Source organism: Parvibaculum sp. (genome assembly GCF_045863935.1).
Classification (GTDB): domain Bacteria; phylum Pseudomonadota; class Alphaproteobacteria; order Parvibaculales; family Parvibaculaceae; genus Parvibaculum.
The window spans coordinates 25,344-40,903 of the sequence record NZ_BTVP01000030.1 but is presented as its reverse complement, the minus strand read 5'-3'; the positions used below and the strand labels follow the sequence as shown (position 1 = coordinate 40,903).

General features: G+C 65.7%; 15 protein-coding genes. 8 read left to right on the top strand and 7 right to left on the bottom strand.

Annotated elements, in window-relative coordinates; translation table 11 throughout:
- Positions 1–389 precede the first annotated feature (389 nt).
- The 8 genes from ACKUUH_RS12855 (at position 390) to ACKUUH_RS12820 (ending at position 8,375) form a co-directional block, all read left to right on the top strand.
- Positions 390–680 carry a helix-turn-helix domain-containing protein gene (locus ACKUUH_RS12855; protein ID WP_407950320.1) on the top strand — a complete coding sequence of 97 codons (291 nt, stop codon included), beginning with the start codon at positions 390–392 and terminating at the stop codon, positions 678–680.
- Between the two features lie 152 nt (positions 681–832).
- Positions 833–2,011 carry an alanine racemase gene (alr, locus tag ACKUUH_RS12850; RefSeq protein WP_407950319.1) on the top strand — a complete coding sequence of 393 codons (1,179 nt, stop codon included), beginning with the start codon at positions 833–835 and terminating at the stop codon, positions 2,009–2,011.
- A complete protein-coding gene (locus ACKUUH_RS12845) occupies positions 2,008–2,781 on the top strand; it encodes an MlaE family ABC transporter permease (RefSeq protein ID WP_407950318.1) in 774 nt (257 codons plus the stop codon). Before alr ends, ACKUUH_RS12845 begins: the two co-directional genes overlap by 4 nt.
- An 8-nt stretch (positions 2,782–2,789) precedes the next feature.
- Positions 2,790–3,563 carry an ABC transporter ATP-binding protein gene (locus ACKUUH_RS12840; RefSeq protein ID WP_407950317.1) on the top strand — a complete coding sequence of 258 codons (774 nt, stop codon included), beginning with the start codon at positions 2,790–2,792 and terminating at the stop codon, positions 3,561–3,563.
- A 160-nt stretch (positions 3,564–3,723) separates the two neighbouring features.
- Positions 3,724–5,142: a DNA repair protein RadA gene (radA, locus tag ACKUUH_RS12835; RefSeq protein WP_407950316.1), complete on the top strand. Its 1,419-nt coding sequence runs from the start codon at positions 3,724–3,726 to the stop codon at positions 5,140–5,142.
- Positions 5,143–5,274: 132 nt separating this feature from the next.
- On the top strand, positions 5,275–5,952 hold the full coding sequence (locus tag ACKUUH_RS12830; protein ID WP_407950315.1) for a CvpA family protein: 678 nt from the start codon (positions 5,275–5,277) through the stop codon (positions 5,950–5,952).
- A gap of 145 nt (positions 5,953–6,097) precedes the next feature.
- Positions 6,098–7,642, top strand: coding sequence for an amidophosphoribosyltransferase (gene purF, locus ACKUUH_RS12825; protein WP_407950314.1), 1,545 nt, complete (start codon positions 6,098–6,100; stop codon positions 7,640–7,642).
- A 13-nt stretch (positions 7,643–7,655) separates the two neighbouring features.
- On the top strand, positions 7,656–8,375 hold the full coding sequence (locus ACKUUH_RS12820) for an SDR family NAD(P)-dependent oxidoreductase (protein ID WP_407950313.1): 720 nt from the start codon (positions 7,656–7,658) through the stop codon (positions 8,373–8,375).
- Between the two features lie 6 nt (positions 8,376–8,381).
- On the opposite strand, the gene der is transcribed toward ACKUUH_RS12820, so the two are convergent.
- The 7 genes from der to ACKUUH_RS12785 form a co-directional block, all read right to left on the bottom strand.
- Positions 8,382–9,800: a ribosome biogenesis GTPase Der gene (der, locus tag ACKUUH_RS12815; RefSeq protein WP_407950312.1), complete on the bottom strand. Its 1,419-nt coding sequence runs from the start codon at positions 9,798–9,800 to the stop codon at positions 8,382–8,384.
- Between the two features lie 48 nt (positions 9,801–9,848).
- Complete coding sequence (locus ACKUUH_RS12810; RefSeq protein WP_407950311.1) at positions 9,849–11,219, bottom strand: PQQ-binding-like beta-propeller repeat protein; 1,371 nt, start codon at positions 11,217–11,219, stop codon at positions 9,849–9,851.
- A gap of 5 nt (positions 11,220–11,224) precedes the next feature.
- Positions 11,225–11,986 (bottom strand): tetratricopeptide repeat protein, encoded by a 762-nt coding sequence (locus tag ACKUUH_RS12805; protein WP_407950310.1) that lies wholly within the window; start codon positions 11,984–11,986, stop codon positions 11,225–11,227.
- A gap of 139 nt (positions 11,987–12,125) precedes the next feature.
- Positions 12,126–12,950 (bottom strand): 3-methyl-2-oxobutanoate hydroxymethyltransferase, encoded by an 825-nt coding sequence (gene panB, locus ACKUUH_RS12800; protein WP_407950309.1) that lies wholly within the window; start codon positions 12,948–12,950, stop codon positions 12,126–12,128.
- Positions 12,951–13,134: 184 nt separating this feature from the next.
- Complete coding sequence (locus tag ACKUUH_RS12795; protein ID WP_407950308.1) at positions 13,135–14,043, bottom strand: hypothetical protein; 909 nt, start codon at positions 14,041–14,043, stop codon at positions 13,135–13,137.
- 93 nt (positions 14,044–14,136) lie between these two features.
- Complete coding sequence (locus tag ACKUUH_RS12790) at positions 14,137–14,889, bottom strand: hypothetical protein (RefSeq protein ID WP_407950307.1); 753 nt, start codon at positions 14,887–14,889, stop codon at positions 14,137–14,139.
- Positions 14,886–15,416: a tetratricopeptide repeat protein gene (locus ACKUUH_RS12785; protein ID WP_407950306.1), complete on the bottom strand. Its 531-nt coding sequence runs from the start codon at positions 15,414–15,416 to the stop codon at positions 14,886–14,888. The genes ACKUUH_RS12790 and ACKUUH_RS12785 overlap by 4 nt, the downstream gene beginning before the upstream one ends.
- Between the last annotated feature and the right edge of the window lie 144 nt (positions 15,417–15,560).

Below are 15,560 nucleotides of genomic sequence, written 5' to 3'. Positions count from 1 at the left end.
GCCATTGTGGTTTGGGGGGGCGCCGTCTTGGGGTGGCGGGCTTTCGCGTGACCCACCAATGACGGGGTTGGGGTGGTGACAGGGTGCGGCCACTGACGCTGTCCCCCTCACCCTTCCCACCTACGCGGCTTGCGCCGCTTCGGCGGGCCCCTTCCCTCTCCCCCTGCGGGGAGAGGGTTGCCAAAGCGAGCCGTTGTGAAGCGAGACGGCGCGCGATCCCCCTACGCTGCTTCGCAGCTTCGGAGGACAGGTGCGCGCCTTCTGGATTGACGGATCAGGTCCGGCAATGACGTGTTGGGGGTGGGGACGCACCGCCCCGTTGACTACGGCAATGCCGTAGTCTAGATTTTGTCCGTGAAGCAGGCGGTTTCGAGTTACAGGAGGCCGATGTGAGCAAGGTTGGACGCGACATCAAGCAGGGCTTGAAGGAAGCCATCGCCTTTTCGCGCGGCAAGGGGGCGGCGGCGCGGGTGCATATTCCGGCCGAGATCGACGTGAAGGCGATGCGGGCGCGGCTCGGCATGACGCAGAAGGAATTTTCGGACACGTTCAAGATTCCCGTCGGCACGCTGCGCGACTGGGAGCAAGGGCGGCGCGCGCCGGACCAGCCGAGCCGGATGCTGCTGCGCGTGATCGAGCGCGAACCGCAGGCGGCGCGGCGCGCGCTCAAGGGCGCTTGAGGCGTGGGCGCGTGGGCGCGCACGCAATTTTGCCCCATTAACCCTTTAATCCGGCAACAACTTTCCCTTCAGCCGCGATCCGCTATGATCCGCGGGAACCGCAATACAATCGGCCCGGAGGGCCTGGCGCCCTGCCCGATACGTCACATCCCATGAACAGCAGCGATAGATCCGGCGAGGCGGCGGCGGGCGCGGTGCTTACCGTCGATCTCGACGCGGTGGCGGCGAATTACGCGATGCTCGGCCGCGAGGCGGCGGGGGCGGAGGTGGCGGCCGTGGTGAAGGCGGACGCCTATGGGCTGGGGCTCGGGCCGGTGGCGCGGCGGCTGGCCGAAGAAGGCTGCCGCAGCTTCTTCGTGGCGGATGCCAATGAGGGCGCGGAACTGAGGACGGTGCTGCCGGGGGCCGCGATTTATGTGCTGAACGGGCTCTTTCCCGGCACGGCGGCGCTTTACGGGCGGCATGGGCTCAGGCCCGTCATCGCCTCGCTCGCCGAACTTGCCGAATGGCGCGCGGCGGGCGTCGGGCTTCCCGTGGCGCTGCATTTCGACACCGGCATGAACCGGCTCGGCATGAGCGCCGCCGATGCGGCCCTGCTGGCGCAAGACGAGGCGCTCACGGCGGGCGTCGAGGTTTCGCTCGTGATGAGCCATCTCGCCTGTTCGGACGACCGGGAGCACCCGCAGAATGCGCGCCAGCTCGCCCGCTTCCGCGAGATATGGGCGCGGCTCGCCCCGCGCTTTCGCGGCGCCACGGCGAGCCTCGCCAATTCGGGCGGCATCTATCTCGGCCCGGACTACCGCTTCGGCATGGTGCGGCCGGGGGTGAGCCTTTATGGCGGCAGCCCCTTCACGGGCCGCGCCAACCCCTTCCGGCCCACGATCCGCGCGGAGGCCCGCGTGATCGCGCTGCGGGACCTCGCGCCCGGCGAGACGGTCGGCTATGGCGCGACATGGGAGGCGGCGGCGCCGGCGCGCATCGCGGTGCTGGCGGCGGGCTATGCGGATGGCTATTTCCGGGCACTGTCCTCGCGCGGGAGCCCCGAATCGGGCGGCATGGTGCATATTGGAGGCCATGCCTGCCCCATCGCGGGGCGGGTCTCGATGGACATGGCGATGGCGGATGTGAGCCACCTGCCCGCGGGCGCTGTGAAGCGCGGCGACATGGCGGAACTCATCGGTCCGCATATCGGCGTGGACGAGGTGGGGCTTCGGGCCGGCACGCTCGGCTACGAGATACTGACGGCACTGGGCAGGCGGTACATGCGGCGATACATTCCCGTGCCCGAAACGGGCAGCGGCACGAACAAGGAAGGCAGGGGGCAGGCGTGAAGGTCTTCGCGATCATCGGGCGGGTGGTGCTGGCCACGCTCGCCGAAATCGGCGCGCTGGCGCGCTTCATCTGGCTCTCTGTGAGCCATATTTTCCGGCCGCCCTTCTTCTGGCGGCTGGTGGCGCAACAGATGCTCCGCATCGGCTATTTCTCGCTGCCGGTGGTGGCGCTGACGGCCTTCTTCACGGGCGGCGCGCTGGCGCTGCAAATTTATTACGGCGGCAACTCCCTCAACTCGGAATCGATCGTCGCGACCATCGTCGCGCTCGGCATCACGCGCGAACTCGGGCCGGTGCTCGGCGGGCTGATGGTGGCGGGGCGCGTGTCGGCGGCGATCGCGGCGGAGCTCGGCACGATGCGCGTCACCGAACAGATCGACGCGCTGACGACGCTGTCGACCAATCCGCATAAATATCTCGTGGTGCCGCGCGTCGTCGCCGCCGTCATCACGCTGCCGCTGCTCGTGTTCATTGCCGACATCATCGGCATCATGGGCGGCTTCGTGGTGTCGACCGGATCGCTCGACTTCAATGCCGGCGTCTACATCAAGAACACGGCGGACTTCCTGAAGCTCGACGACGTGACTTCCGGCCTCATCAAGGCGGCGGTGTTCGGCTTCATCATCGCCACCATGGGCTGCTTCCACGGCTTCAACTCGAAGGGCGGCGCGCAGGGCGTGGGCCGGGCGACGACGAACGCGGTGGTGACGGCCTCCATCCTGATCCTCGCGGCGAACTACGTGATGACGTCGCTGCTGTTTGCGAATTGAGGCGGGCCATGAGCGAAGCAAAGATCGAACTCAGGAACGTCTGCAAGCGCTTCGGCAAGAAGGTGGTGCTGGACGGCATCAACCTGACCGTGCCGAAGGGAGAGTCGCTCGTCGTGATCGGCGGCTCGGGCACCGGCAAGTCGGTGATGATCAAATGCGTGCTCGGCATCATCCGGCCGGACAGCGGCGAGATCTTCGTCGACGGCAAGAACGTGCTGAAGATGGATACAAGCGACCGCGAGAAGGTCTTGCGCAAGTTCGGCATGCTGTTCCAGGGCGCGGCGCTGTTCGACAGCCTGCCCGTCTGGGAGAATGTCGCCTTCGGCCTCATCCAGGGCCGCAAGATGAAGCGCCGCCAGGCCAAGGACATCGCCATCGAGAAGCTCGCGAAGGTGGGGCTCGCGGCGGAAGTGGGCGAGCTTTATCCCGCCGAGCTTTCGGGCGGCATGCAGAAGCGCGTCGGCCTTGCGCGCGCGATCGCGACGGAGCCGGAGATCATCTTCTTCGACGAGCCGACGACGGGCCTCGACCCGATCATGGCGGATGTCATCAACGACCTGATCGTCGACAGCGTGAAGGATCTCGGCGCGACGACGCTGTCGATCACGCATGACATGGCGAGCGTGCGCAAGATCGCCGACAAGGTGGCGATGATCCACAAGGGCAAGATCATCTGGGCGGGCTCGCGCGCGGAAGTGGACGACAGCGGCAACGAATATGTCGACCAGTTCATTCATGGCCGCGCGGAAGGGCCGATCCAGATGGAAGTGCTGAAGCCGTAAGGGGCACGATGCCCGCATAAAATTAAGGTGTCATCCCGGCACTCGTTGCCGGGACCCAATCCACGCTTCCACAAGGTGCGAGGCCAATGGGTCCCGGGAATAAATCCCGGGATGACATCGTTTGTTTGGCAAGTTCAGAGAACAACCGCAAAGAAGCAAGATGGCCCGCCCTTCCCGCACCTTCGTCTGCCAGTCCTGCGGCGCGGTGACACCGCGCTGGGCGGGGCGCTGCGAGAGTTGCGGCGAGTGGAACACCATTGTCGAGGAAGCAGGCGCGGCGGGCGGCGTGGGCGCGGGGCCGGCGGCGAAGGCGCTGCAGGGCAAGGGCCGCCGGATCGAACTCGTGGAGATGAGCGGCGAGAGCGCGGAGCCGCCGCGCTATGTGACGGGCGTGGGCGAGTTCGACCGGGTGACGGGCGGCGGACTGGTGCCCGGCTCGGCCGTTCTCGTGGGCGGCGATCCGGGCATCGGCAAGTCGACGCTGCTGCTGCAGGCGATGGCGGCGCTGGCGCAGAAAGGCCATTCGGTCGTCTATATTTCCGGCGAAGAGGCGATCGCGCAGGTCAGGATGCGGGCGCGCAGGCTCGGCCTCGCGGAGGCGCCGGTGCAGCTCGGCGCGGAGACGAACCTGAAGGACATCATCGGGACGCTGGAAGGGCAAAAGGCGCCGGACGCGGTGGTGATCGACTCGATCCAGACCATGTGGGCGGACAATCTCGACAGCGCGCCCGGCACCGTTTCCCAGGTGCGGGCCTCCGCGCAGGAACTGGTGCGCTTCGCCAAGAAGAACAACACGGCGATCATTCTCGTCGGCCATGTGACAAAGGAAGGCCAGATCGCGGGGCCGCGCGTGGTCGAGCACATGGTGGATGCGGTCATCTATTTCGAGGGCGAACGCGGGCACCAGTTCCGGATCCTGCGCGCGGTGAAAAACCGCTTCGGCCCGGCGAACGAGATCGGCGTCTTCGAGATGGGCGAGCTGGGGCTTGCGGAAGTGCCGAACCCCTCGGCGCTCTTTCTGGGCGAGCGCGACGGAGGCACGAGCGGCTCGGCGGTCTTTGCAGGCATCGAGGGAACGCGGCCCGTGCTCGTCGAAATCCAGGCGCTGACCGCGCAGAGCCCGCTCGGCACGCCGCGACGCGCGGTGGTCGGCTGGGACAGCGGGCGGCTCTCCATGGTGCTGGCGGTGCTGGAAGCGCGCTGCGGGCTCTCGCTCGCGGGACAGGACGTTTACCTGAATGTGGCGGGGGGCCTGCGAATCAACGAGCCGGCTGCCGACCTCGCGGTGGCCGCCGCGCTCATTTCCTCGATCACCGGGGCGCCGCTGCCGAGCGACTGCGTGATCTTCGGCGAAATCAGCCTTTCAGGCGCGGTGCGGCCGGTCAGCCAGATGGATGCGCGGCTGAAAGAAGCCGAAAAACTGGGATTTACACGCGCGATCCTGCCTGCGGGGGGGGCCAAGGGCCGCAGCGGCGCGGGCCTCGCGTTCACGGAAATTTCGGACCTTGCGGGTCTCATTGCCTATCTGGCGACCGAGGGGCAGAAGGCACCCGGCGGACGCCGCGCCCGCGATATGTGATAGAATCCGGCTGGACCGTTTTCTTCGGAAAACGGTCCAGACTATAAGCGACGAGCAGATTTTCACGATGAAACAGGATCGCAATGCAATTCCGTTTCATCGTGATCTGCTCTCGGCTTTCGGGAGAGTGATTTGACGCTTTTCGACCTCATCGTCATTGGCGTATTGCTGGTATCCAGCGTGCTGGCGCTGCTGCGCGGCTTCACCAACGAAATATTGTCGATCGTCGCCTGGGTCGTGGGGGCCGTTGCGGCGCTATGGCTCTTTCCCTATCTGACGCCCGTGCTGCGAGGCGCGATTTCGCCGCCCTGGCTTGCCGCCGTCATCGCGGCTGTCGGCATTTTCATCGTCGCCTATGCGGTCTGCGCGGCGTTTACCTCGCGCTGGTCGGGCGGGCTGATGGACCTGCATGAGCGCGCGGAACTCCTGGACCGGACGCTCGGCTTCATTTTCGGGCTGGCGCGCGGACTGCTGATCGTGACCGTCGCCTATCTCTTCTTCGCCTGGCTGGTGCCGAACCCGGACGACCAGCCGGACTGGATACGCACCGCCAGGACGAAACCGACGATTGAAAGCACGGCGGCCCTGCTCTTCTCGCTGGCACCGCAGCCCGGCAGCGGAACCTCGACGCAGGAGACGGCGGCGCCCCGAGCCAGCGCGCCCGCGCCGCGTCAAGAGGCCGCGCCCGCCCCCGCGCAACAGCGCCAGACGGCCCCGGATTCGGGCGCTGACAGGGAGAATGGGCCGGGGTATAACCCGTCCGAACGGAGGGGGCTCGATCGTCTGTTCGAGAACACGACCGGGGAGTAGATGCCTGATTTCTTAGAACAGTCTCGCTTGTTTTCGGAAAGCTCCACTGTTCTAAGTCGTTGTTTTGTCGCGTTTCCGGACGGCGAACCGCCACCTTCCGTTCAAAGGAGGCACTTCGCCTGGAAACGCTCCAGGAGTCCCAGCGATGTCCGACCAGATGCAGCTCGACCTCTCCCCGTCCCTCCCGGACCGAAAACCGGCGGGCGATCTGTCCTTGAGCGACAATGAGTTGCTGGGGGAATTTCACGACGACAAGCTGCGCGAGGAATGCGGCGTGTTCGGCCTGCTCGGCCATTCGGACGCCGCGGCGCTGACGGCGCTCGGCCTGCACGCCCTCCAGCATCGCGGACAGGAAGCGGCGGGCATCGTCGCCTATGATGGCGAGCACTTCCATTCGGAGCGCAGGCTGGGGCTGGTTGGCGACCACTTCTCGTCGGCCAAGGTGATCGACCGGCTGAAAGGCGAAATGGCGATCGGCCATGTGCGCTATTCGACGACGGGCGAAACGATCCTCCGGAACGTGCAGCCGCTTTTCGCCGATCTCTGGGGCGGCGGCTTCGCCGTTGCCCATAATGGCAATCTCACCAACGCCATCACGCTGCGCAACGAACTCGTGCGCGACGGCGCGATCTTCCAGTCGACCTCGGATACGGAAACGATCCTGCAGCTTGTCGCGCGGAGCCGGAAGCCGCGCGTGATGGAGCGCTTCGTGGATGCGCTGGGGCAGATCCAGGGCGCCTATGCGCTGGTGGCGCTGACCAACAAGAAACTCATCGGCGCGCGCGACCCGCTCGGCATCCGCCCGCTGGTGCTGGGCCAGTTTCAGGGAGCGCCGGTCCTCGCCTCGGAGACGGTCGCCTTCGACATCATCGGCGCGGAGTTCGTGCGCGAGGTCGATCCCGGCGAAGTCGTCATCTGCACGCGCGAGGACGGGAAGATCAAGGTGGAGTCGATGCACCCCTTCCCGCCGCAGAATGTGCGGCCTTGCGTGTTCGAATACATCTACTTCGCGCGGCCGGACAGCGTGGTCGGCGGCAAGAGCGTCTACAATGTCCGCAAGCGGCTGGGCCAGGAACTCGCGCGCGAGTCCGCCGTGGAGGCCGACGTGGTGATCCCGGTGCCGGATTCGGGCGTGCCCGCCGCGATCGGCTATGCCGCGGAGAGCGGCATTCCCTTCGAACTCGGCATCATCCGCAACCATTATGTCGGCCGGACCTTCATCGAGCCGACGCAGCACATCCGCCAACTCGGCGTGAAGCTCAAACACAATGCGAACCGCGCCATCGTGAACGGCAAGCGCATCGTTCTCGTGGACGACAGCGTGGTGCGGGGGACGACCTCCATCAAGATCGTGAAGATGATGTATGAAGCGGGCGCGAAGGAAGTGCATATGCGCGTCGCAAGCCCGCCGATCACGCATCCCGATTTTTACGGCATCGACACGCCGGAGCGCGACCAGCTTCTCGCCTCCAACTACGACCTTGAGGGCATGCGCGCCTATATCGGCGTCGACAGCCTTGCGTTCATTTCCGTGGACGGGCTCTATCGTGCGATGGGCTTCACCCATCGCGACCAGGAGCATCCGCAACTCACGGATCATTGTTTCACCGGCGACTATCCGACGCCGCTTATCGATCTCGATGGCGAGCAGCGGACAAGGCAGCTATCGCTTCTCGCCGAAATCGCCTGACGGGATTTCCTGAATGACCGGACGTTTGCAGGACCGCATTGCGGTCATTACCGGCGCATCGCGCGGCATCGGGCGCGCCGTGGCGCTTGGCATGGCGGCGGAGGGGGCGCATGTGATCCTCGTTGCGCGCACCGTCGGCGGACTTGAAGAAGTCGACGACGAAATCCGGAAGGTGGGCGGCAAGGCGACGCTGGTGCCGTTCGATCTGACCGATCTGCCCGCCATCGACCGGCTGGGCGCGACGATTTTCGAGCGCTGGGGGAAGCTCGATATTCTCGTCGGCAATGCGGGGTCGCTCGGCACGCTGACGCCGCTTTCCCATCTGGAGCCGAAGGACTGGGACAAGACGCTCGCCATCAATGTGACCGCCAATTACCGGATGATCCGCTCCTTCGAGCCGCTGCTGAAGCGCTCCGATGCGGGGCGCGCGATCTTCGTGACCTCCGGCGCGGCGCAGAAGTGCAAGCCCTATTGGGGCTCCTATTCGATCACCAAGGCGGCGCTCGACGCGATGGTCAAGACCTGGGCGGCGGAAGTCGAAAAGTCGCCGATCCGCGTCAATTCCGTGAGCCCCGGCCCGACGCGCACCGCGATGCGCAAGAAGGCCATGCCGGGCGAAGACCCGACGACACTGACGAAGCCGGCCGACCTCGTTCCGCTGTTCATCGAACTCGCGATGCCGGACTGCACGCGACATGGCGAGATCGTCGAATACGCGAAAATGAAGGCCTGAGGTCCGTCAGCGCCTCTTCCTGCCTTCGTAGGGGTTCTTGCCCTTGCGCATGAAAAGGCGGATGGGCACGCCCGGCAGGTTGAACGTTTCGCGCAGCGCGTTCACGAGGTAGCGGCGGTAGGAGGTCGGCACTTCGTCGGCGCGGCTCGAGAAGACCGCGAAGGTCGGCGGGCGCGATTTCACCTGCGACATGTATTTGAGGTTTACCGGGCGGCCCTTGGCGGCGGGCGGCTGGTGGCGCGAGACGGCCTCGCTGAGCCAGCGGTTGAGCCGCGCGGTCGGCACGCGCGCGTTCCAGAGCACATGCACACGCTCGATGGCCGGCATGAGCTTTTCGGTGCCCTTGCCCGTCAAGGCGGAGAAGGTGACGATCGGCACGCCGCGCACCTGCGGCAGGAGCCGCTCCAGCTCCTCCTTCAGCATACGGAGCACTTCCTGCGGCTCATCGACCTTGTCCCATTTGTTGACCGCGATGATGAGGCCGCGCCCTTCTTGCTCCACGAGATCGGCGATGTGCAGGTCCTGGCGTTCGAAGGGTTGCGTGGCGTCGAGCAGGACGACGGCGACCTCGGCGAAGCGGACGGCGCGGAGCGTGTCGGCGACGGAGAGCTTTTCGAGCTTTTCGGTCACGCGGGCGCGGCGGCGCATGCCGGCCGTGTCCCAGAGCTTCACGCGGCGGCCGCGCCAGGCCCATTCGATGCCGATGCTGTCGCGCGTGATGCCGGCCTCGGGGCCGGTGAGCATGCGGTCCTCGCCGAGGAGCTGGTTCACGAGGGTCGACTTGCCGACATTCGGACGGCCGACAATGGCGATGCGGAGCGGCGCTTCGAGGTCCGGCTCGTAGGGCGCATCGGGATCGAAGCCTTCGGCGACTTCCTGCTCTTCGGCGAGCGCGTCGTCGAGCGCCTGCTCGGCTTCGCTCTCCTCGAGACCCTTCACGAATTCGGCGAGCGCGTCGTAGAGATCGGCGAGACCTTCGCCATGTTCGGCGGAAAGCGGAAGCGGCGCGCCGAGGCCGAGTTCGAAGGCTTCCATGCGGCCCGCCTGCCCCGCGCCCCCCTCGCATTTGTTGGCGGCGAGAATGACGGGTGTCGGCGACTTGCGGAGTATCTGGGAAAAGCGCTTGTCGAGCGGCGTCACGCCGGCGCGCGCGTCGATGAGAAAGAGGCAGACATCGGCCTCCTCCACGGCGAGTTCCGTCTGCCGGCGCATGCGCGCTTCGAGACTGTCACCGGTTCCCTCTTCGAGGCCGGCCGTGTCTATGACGGTGAAGGAGAGGTCGCCGAGATGCGCATCGCCCTCGCGCCGGTCGCGCGTGACGCCCGGCGTGTCGTCCACCAATGCGAGCTTTCGTCCCACCAGCCTGTTGAACAGGGTGGACTTGCCGACATTGGGCCGTCCGACAATGGCGACCTTGAATGACACTTTATGCGGCCCTTCTTATGCCGTTCGCGGGGGCGCGGTGGCCGCCCGTCACTTCAGCGCGAGCAGCGCGGCGTCGTCCGTCAGGACATAGAGCGTTTCGTCGGCGACCACAGGAGCGATGAGTGCACCATCCGGCAGATCGATGCGGCCGAGGACCTCGCCCGTGTAAGGCGAGACGGAGGCGGCATCGCCGGTCGACGAGACGAGAACAAGCCGGTCGCTGACGAGCACGGGACCCGACCAGACGATCGGACCATCCTTGTCTTCGGGGTCTTCCCAGCGCGGCATCTGCGTGATCCAGCGGATGCGTCCGTCGCGGCGCGAGAGCGCGAGCAGTTCCTGCGAGTTCGTGATGAGGAAGAGATAGTCGCCCGCGACCCAGGGCGTCTGCACGCCGCCGATGTCGCGCGTCCAGGCACGCTCGCCCGTGCGCAGGTCGATGGAAACCATGCGGCCGGAATGGCTGATGGCGAAGACGCGGTCGCGGTCGATGACCGGGCGGCCCGCGATGTCGTTCAATTCGCTCAGCGAGGTGAGATTGCCGGTGCGGGTGAGCGAGTCCGACCATACCGGCGTGCCGTTGGCCACGCGCAGCGCGACGAGCTCGCCCGAAGAATAGGGAACGACGACGACCGAGCCAGCGACGGCCGGGCTCGTCGAGCTGAGGACACCGGCGCTTTCGACGATGCCGCGATGGCGCCAGAGCACTTCACCCGTTTCCTGTGCGAAGGCGATCGTCTGATTGTCGGAGGTGATGGCGAAGACGCGGCCGCCATTCGCAGTCGGCGAGGCGCGGAAGGGCTCGCCGATGGTCTGGGTCCATGTCACGGCACCGCTGCCCGCGTCGAGCGCATGCGCCGTGCCGAAACCTGTCACCACGAAGACCCGGCCGTTGTCGAAAGCGACGCCGCCGCCGCGGCCTTCATCGTCATCCTCGTCTTCGGGCACGAGCTTCGTACTCCAGAGAGCCTTGCCGCTCTTTTGATCGAAGGCACGCGCCGTCGATTCGGCATCGAGGACGAAAATCTTGCCGCCGGCGATGATGGGCGAAGCGGTGAGCTGCGCGACACGCGCGGAGCCGGCGCCGGCGTTCACGGACCAGAGGCGATCGAGCGCACCAGGGGCGGCGAGATGGTAGTTCGCGTTGTCGGGCGTGCCGCCGGGCTGCGGCCAGCTATCGTTAGCATAAGGTTTCGGCAGGATGACGAGTTCTTCCGCAATGCCGGGATCGGCCTCCAGCGCGGTGCCGAGCTCCATGACGGAGAGGCGCTTGCCGGGCAGCACCGTCTTGTCGTCGGAGGAGAACATGTTGCTCACGGTATCGCAGCCCGCGACCGAGCCAAGGGCAAGAGCGACCGCCGCCACACGAAGAAGAGTTCCGCTTTTCCGCATCGCAGCCGACATGAAATCCGTCGTCATCGCCATTACTCCGTCGCCGCCGGGGATGCCGGAGCGTCCTGTGTTTCCGATTGGGTTTCTTCCGCGGACGCGGGCTCTCCGGACGCGGGAGCCGCCTCGCCCTCCGCCGCCGCGCGCGGCAGATGCGGCGCGATGAGCGCCTGCATGACATGGGCGCGGTCGCGAAGACCGGCGGGCGTCGCCGGATCGGCGATGACTTCCTTGACGCGGATATCGGCTTCCTGCCATTCGCCCGCCCGCATGGCGGTGAGCGCGACAAGCTCCAGCGCATTCTGACGCCAGGGCGATTGGCCGGAGGTGAGCTGTGCCATTCGCGCCTTCATGTCTTCGTAGCTTGCGGTATCGACCACGAGAAGCCCGGCCTTGATCGCGGCGAGGCCGCGCATGATGCCCGGCACGCCGTCATCGTTTGCAACCTTCTCGTAGATCGCGCGGGCCGCATCCGCCTCGCCCGCGGCAAGACGGCGGTCGGCCTCCTGCAGCAAGGCGAGCGTCTCGTAGCCGCCGCCCATTTCCGCCGCGAGGGCGGCAAAGGCCTCGGCGGCTTCCGCCGGCGCGGCATCGGCCGTTTCCTTCACCGCAGCGTCGTAGGCCACCGAATCCGCGACCTGCGCCGAGTGGACCCAGGCGCGCCAACCGACGACCGCCGCCGTGACAAGCACGATGGCGACGGCGAGGCCTATGACCCAGGTGCCGTATTTTTCCCAAAGTTTGGAGAATTGTTCGCGGCGAAGGTCTTCTTCGACTTCGCGAAAGAGATCGGTCACAAGGCTACTCCGCGGAGAAAAGCTGAAGGGCGCAGAGGAAGCGCCCGGCGCCCGCCCCCTGCAGGCCGCGTAAAATAGCCCGGCGAAGGGCCATTGGCAAACAGCGTTACGGGGCCCGAGGGCCCCGCAAGAGATTGAGCTATTTCGCCTTTTTCATGGCATAGGTGTGTTCCACCGCCGGGAAGCTGCGCTCGCGCACGGCACAGGCATAGGCCTCGGCAGCCCCCGCGATCTGGGCGCCAAGCGTGGCGAACTCGCGGACGAATTTCGCCGGCCTGGGCGAGAGGCCCAGCATGTCTTCCAGGACGAGAATCTGACCGTCGCACTCCGCCGAAGCGCCGATGCCGATGGTCGGAATTTCGATCTGGCGGGTGATGCGCGCGGCAAGCGGCTCGGCCACGCCCTCGACGACGACGGCGAAGGCACCGGACTCGGCGACGGCGCGGGCATCGGCCTCGATGGCGGCCCATTCGCTCTCGTCGCGGCCCTGCGCCTTGAAGCCGCCCATGACCTGCACGCTTTGCGGCGTGAGGCCGATATGGGCCATGACGGGGATGCCGCGGTCGACGAGATAGCGGATCGTCGGCGCGAGGCGCGCGCCGCCTTCCATCTTCACCGCCGTGCAGCCCGTTTCCTTGATGACGCGGACGGCATTGCGGAAGGCGACTTCGGGGCTCTCTTCATAGGAGCCGAAGGGCATGTCGACCACGACAAGGGCGCGCTCGGTGCCGCGCACCACGGCGGCGCCATGGGCAATCATCATGTCGAGGGTGACGCCGAGCGTCGTCTCCATGCCGTACATGACCATGCCGAGGCTGTCGCCCACGAGCAGGAAGTCGACATAAGGATCGACATAGCGCGCGGTGTGGGCGTGGTAGGCGGTCAGCGAGACGATGGGCTCGGCCCCCTTGCGGGCGCGGAGCTCGGGCACGGTGATGCGCTTGATCTTGGCGTGTACGGACATTCGGATCATCCCTGTCAGGAACCGCACGAAACTGCCCCATATAGATGGGCATCCGCGCGGGACTTTGCGATGGCGGCCGGATGCCGCGGCGAAAAGGGCAACCAAAACAAGCCCTTAAGGCACGTCCCCGCGCCTTTCCCGATCCTTGTGAGCGGACCCTATCTAAATCGGTCCAAAAGCGCAATCAGAGGCCGGGAGAGGGTTCTGCGACGGTCGCCTCACCCTCGTGTCCGCCCGGAAGACCGACGATCTCGCGGTAGGCGACGGAGAGCATGGTGATCTGGAGCATGAGGAAATAGAAGTAGGCGGCAAGGCCGACGGCACCGAGCAGAAGCACGGCAATGGCGCCCCCGCCGAGTACTGCGCCGAGAAGGCCCATGATCAGCACCAGTCCGAACAGGATCACCGTGTAGATGAGGCCGATCAGAATGCCGTAGCCGGCCATGCGCCAGGTATTGCCCTGCGAGGCCGAGAAAATCCCGATGACCTTGCCGGGCTGGCCGATGGCGGCGTCCGGCAGAGCAAGCATGAGCCGCAGCAGAAAGCCGAGAACCAGCAGATAGCCGACCAGAATGCCAATGCCGAAGATCAGCATGAGGATGCTCGCCACGCCGGTGTTGCCTGCATCGGACGATGAGCCAGCGATGCCTGCAATTCCGACGAAAACGAGTACGAGCGCAACCACTGCGACGAAGTAGAGCAACATGACCTTGATGAAGGTCCAGATGTAGCGTCCGTCCTCGGCGCGGATCAGGCCACCATTGCCCTCGCCCATCAGAACGAAGCGGTGCCAGCGCACGGCGGCGACGGCGCTTGCGAGGAACATGATAAGGAAGCCCGCAAAATAGGCGGGCCCGAGGGCGCCCCGATCGGCGGCCTCCATTGCGGCCGCGATCTCCTCCATGGATTGCCCCTTCTGGATCATCGCGAAGACTTCGAAGGCGCCGGACTCGTAATAGGCCCAACCGTAGAGCCCAAGCCCGATGGCGACGAAGACGAGCGCCGGCCAGGCGGCGCCGACAAGCTGGAAATAATGTCGCGTGACGCCCGAGAATACTTCGCTCACGGAGCGAATGACCGGCAGCTTCCTCATGTGTGATCCCCCCAAAGAACCGGCCGCGCCCCATTCCCGGAACGGTGCTTTTACTTTAACGGGCGAGAGCCCGGGGGCAACCTTGAATAAAGATCAGTAATCGCCGGTATCGGGGGCCTGGGTGCCGGGCGGGCCGATCAATTCGCGGTAGGCCACCGAAAGAACCGCAATATTCACGACGGCAAAGAAGATGAGCACGAGGCTCAGAATGCCGACCGCGACGATGCTCATGACCGGGCCGCCCTCGAGAAGCGTGCCGACGACAACCGCCACCAGCACCATGGGCAGAACCACGGAGGCAAAGACGAACACGAGACGCCAGAAGTTTCCTCTCGTGCGCTCAAGGATGAGGCGCGGGTTCACCGGATCGCCGACCGACACGGCGGGAAGGAGAAGCGACAGCCGCACCATGAAATAGATGGCGACCATGACGAGCAGCGCGCCGAAGAAGCTGAGCAGAGAGGCCGTCATGTTGGCCGGCATGAAGGCGGGCGTCGCGCCGAGAACGAAACCCGGCACGAAAAGCAGCGTGAGGAAGACGGAAACAACGAGATAACGCGCCTCGCGGCGGCCGAAGGCGAAGTGAAACCGGCCGGGCGGCGCGTCGCCCATCAGGATGAAGCGATGCCAGGCGACAGCGATGATCGGCCAGAGAAAGAGCGATGCCAAATTGAGCGCCACCGCGAGCGCGCGCTGCTCCTCGACATCGACGAAGACACCGGCGATGGACAGTGCAAGGTAAAGCGAGCCCGGAAGCCAGATGAGACGCACCATCTCGTTCAAATGGTTCCAGGCGCCGCTATAGGCTTCGCGGATCGTTGCCGCGACATCGAGTTGCGTTGTCATCGGCTGCCGTTCCCCAAAATCTTTTCGCGATAGACCTTGTTCTGCGGATCGAGGCTGAGCGCGGTCATATAGTATTTGCGGGCATTGCCGGCGTTGCTGCGGGCCTCGGCGATGGCGCCGCGCACATACCAGGCGCCGGCGCTTTTCGGATCGAGGTCGATCGATTTCTGGATGTCTTCAAGGGCAGCGTCGTCGTCGCCCATCTCGTGGAGCGCATTGGCGCGGTTCTGGTAGAGAAGCGCGTCGTTCGGCGCGATGCGCAGCGCGCGCGTATAATCCGCGATGGCGCTTTCATAATCGCCGATCGATTTGTGGGCGACCCCGCGATTGATCAGCGCGGCGATGAGGTCCGGGTCCTGCAGCTCGCCGGAATCGATGGCGCTTGTGCAGTAGCGGATCGCGCCCTTGTAGTCGGCGGTGGCGAACTTCTCGTAGCAGATGTTGCCGTCGCCTATCGCGTCGGGGCGTGCCGGCAACGCCACCAGCAGGCTCACGAGAACGACGGCCAATCCCGCTTTCTTCCGCATCTTTCCATCCCGATCATTACGCCGACGGGCAGCGTACCCCGTCCGGCGCATCCGAGAAAGCGGCCAAAAGGGACACAAGGCAGCCCCTTGCCGGAGCCCCGCGCCGCTGTTATAGGCACGGCGCAATAAGCGGGCTCTCCGTTG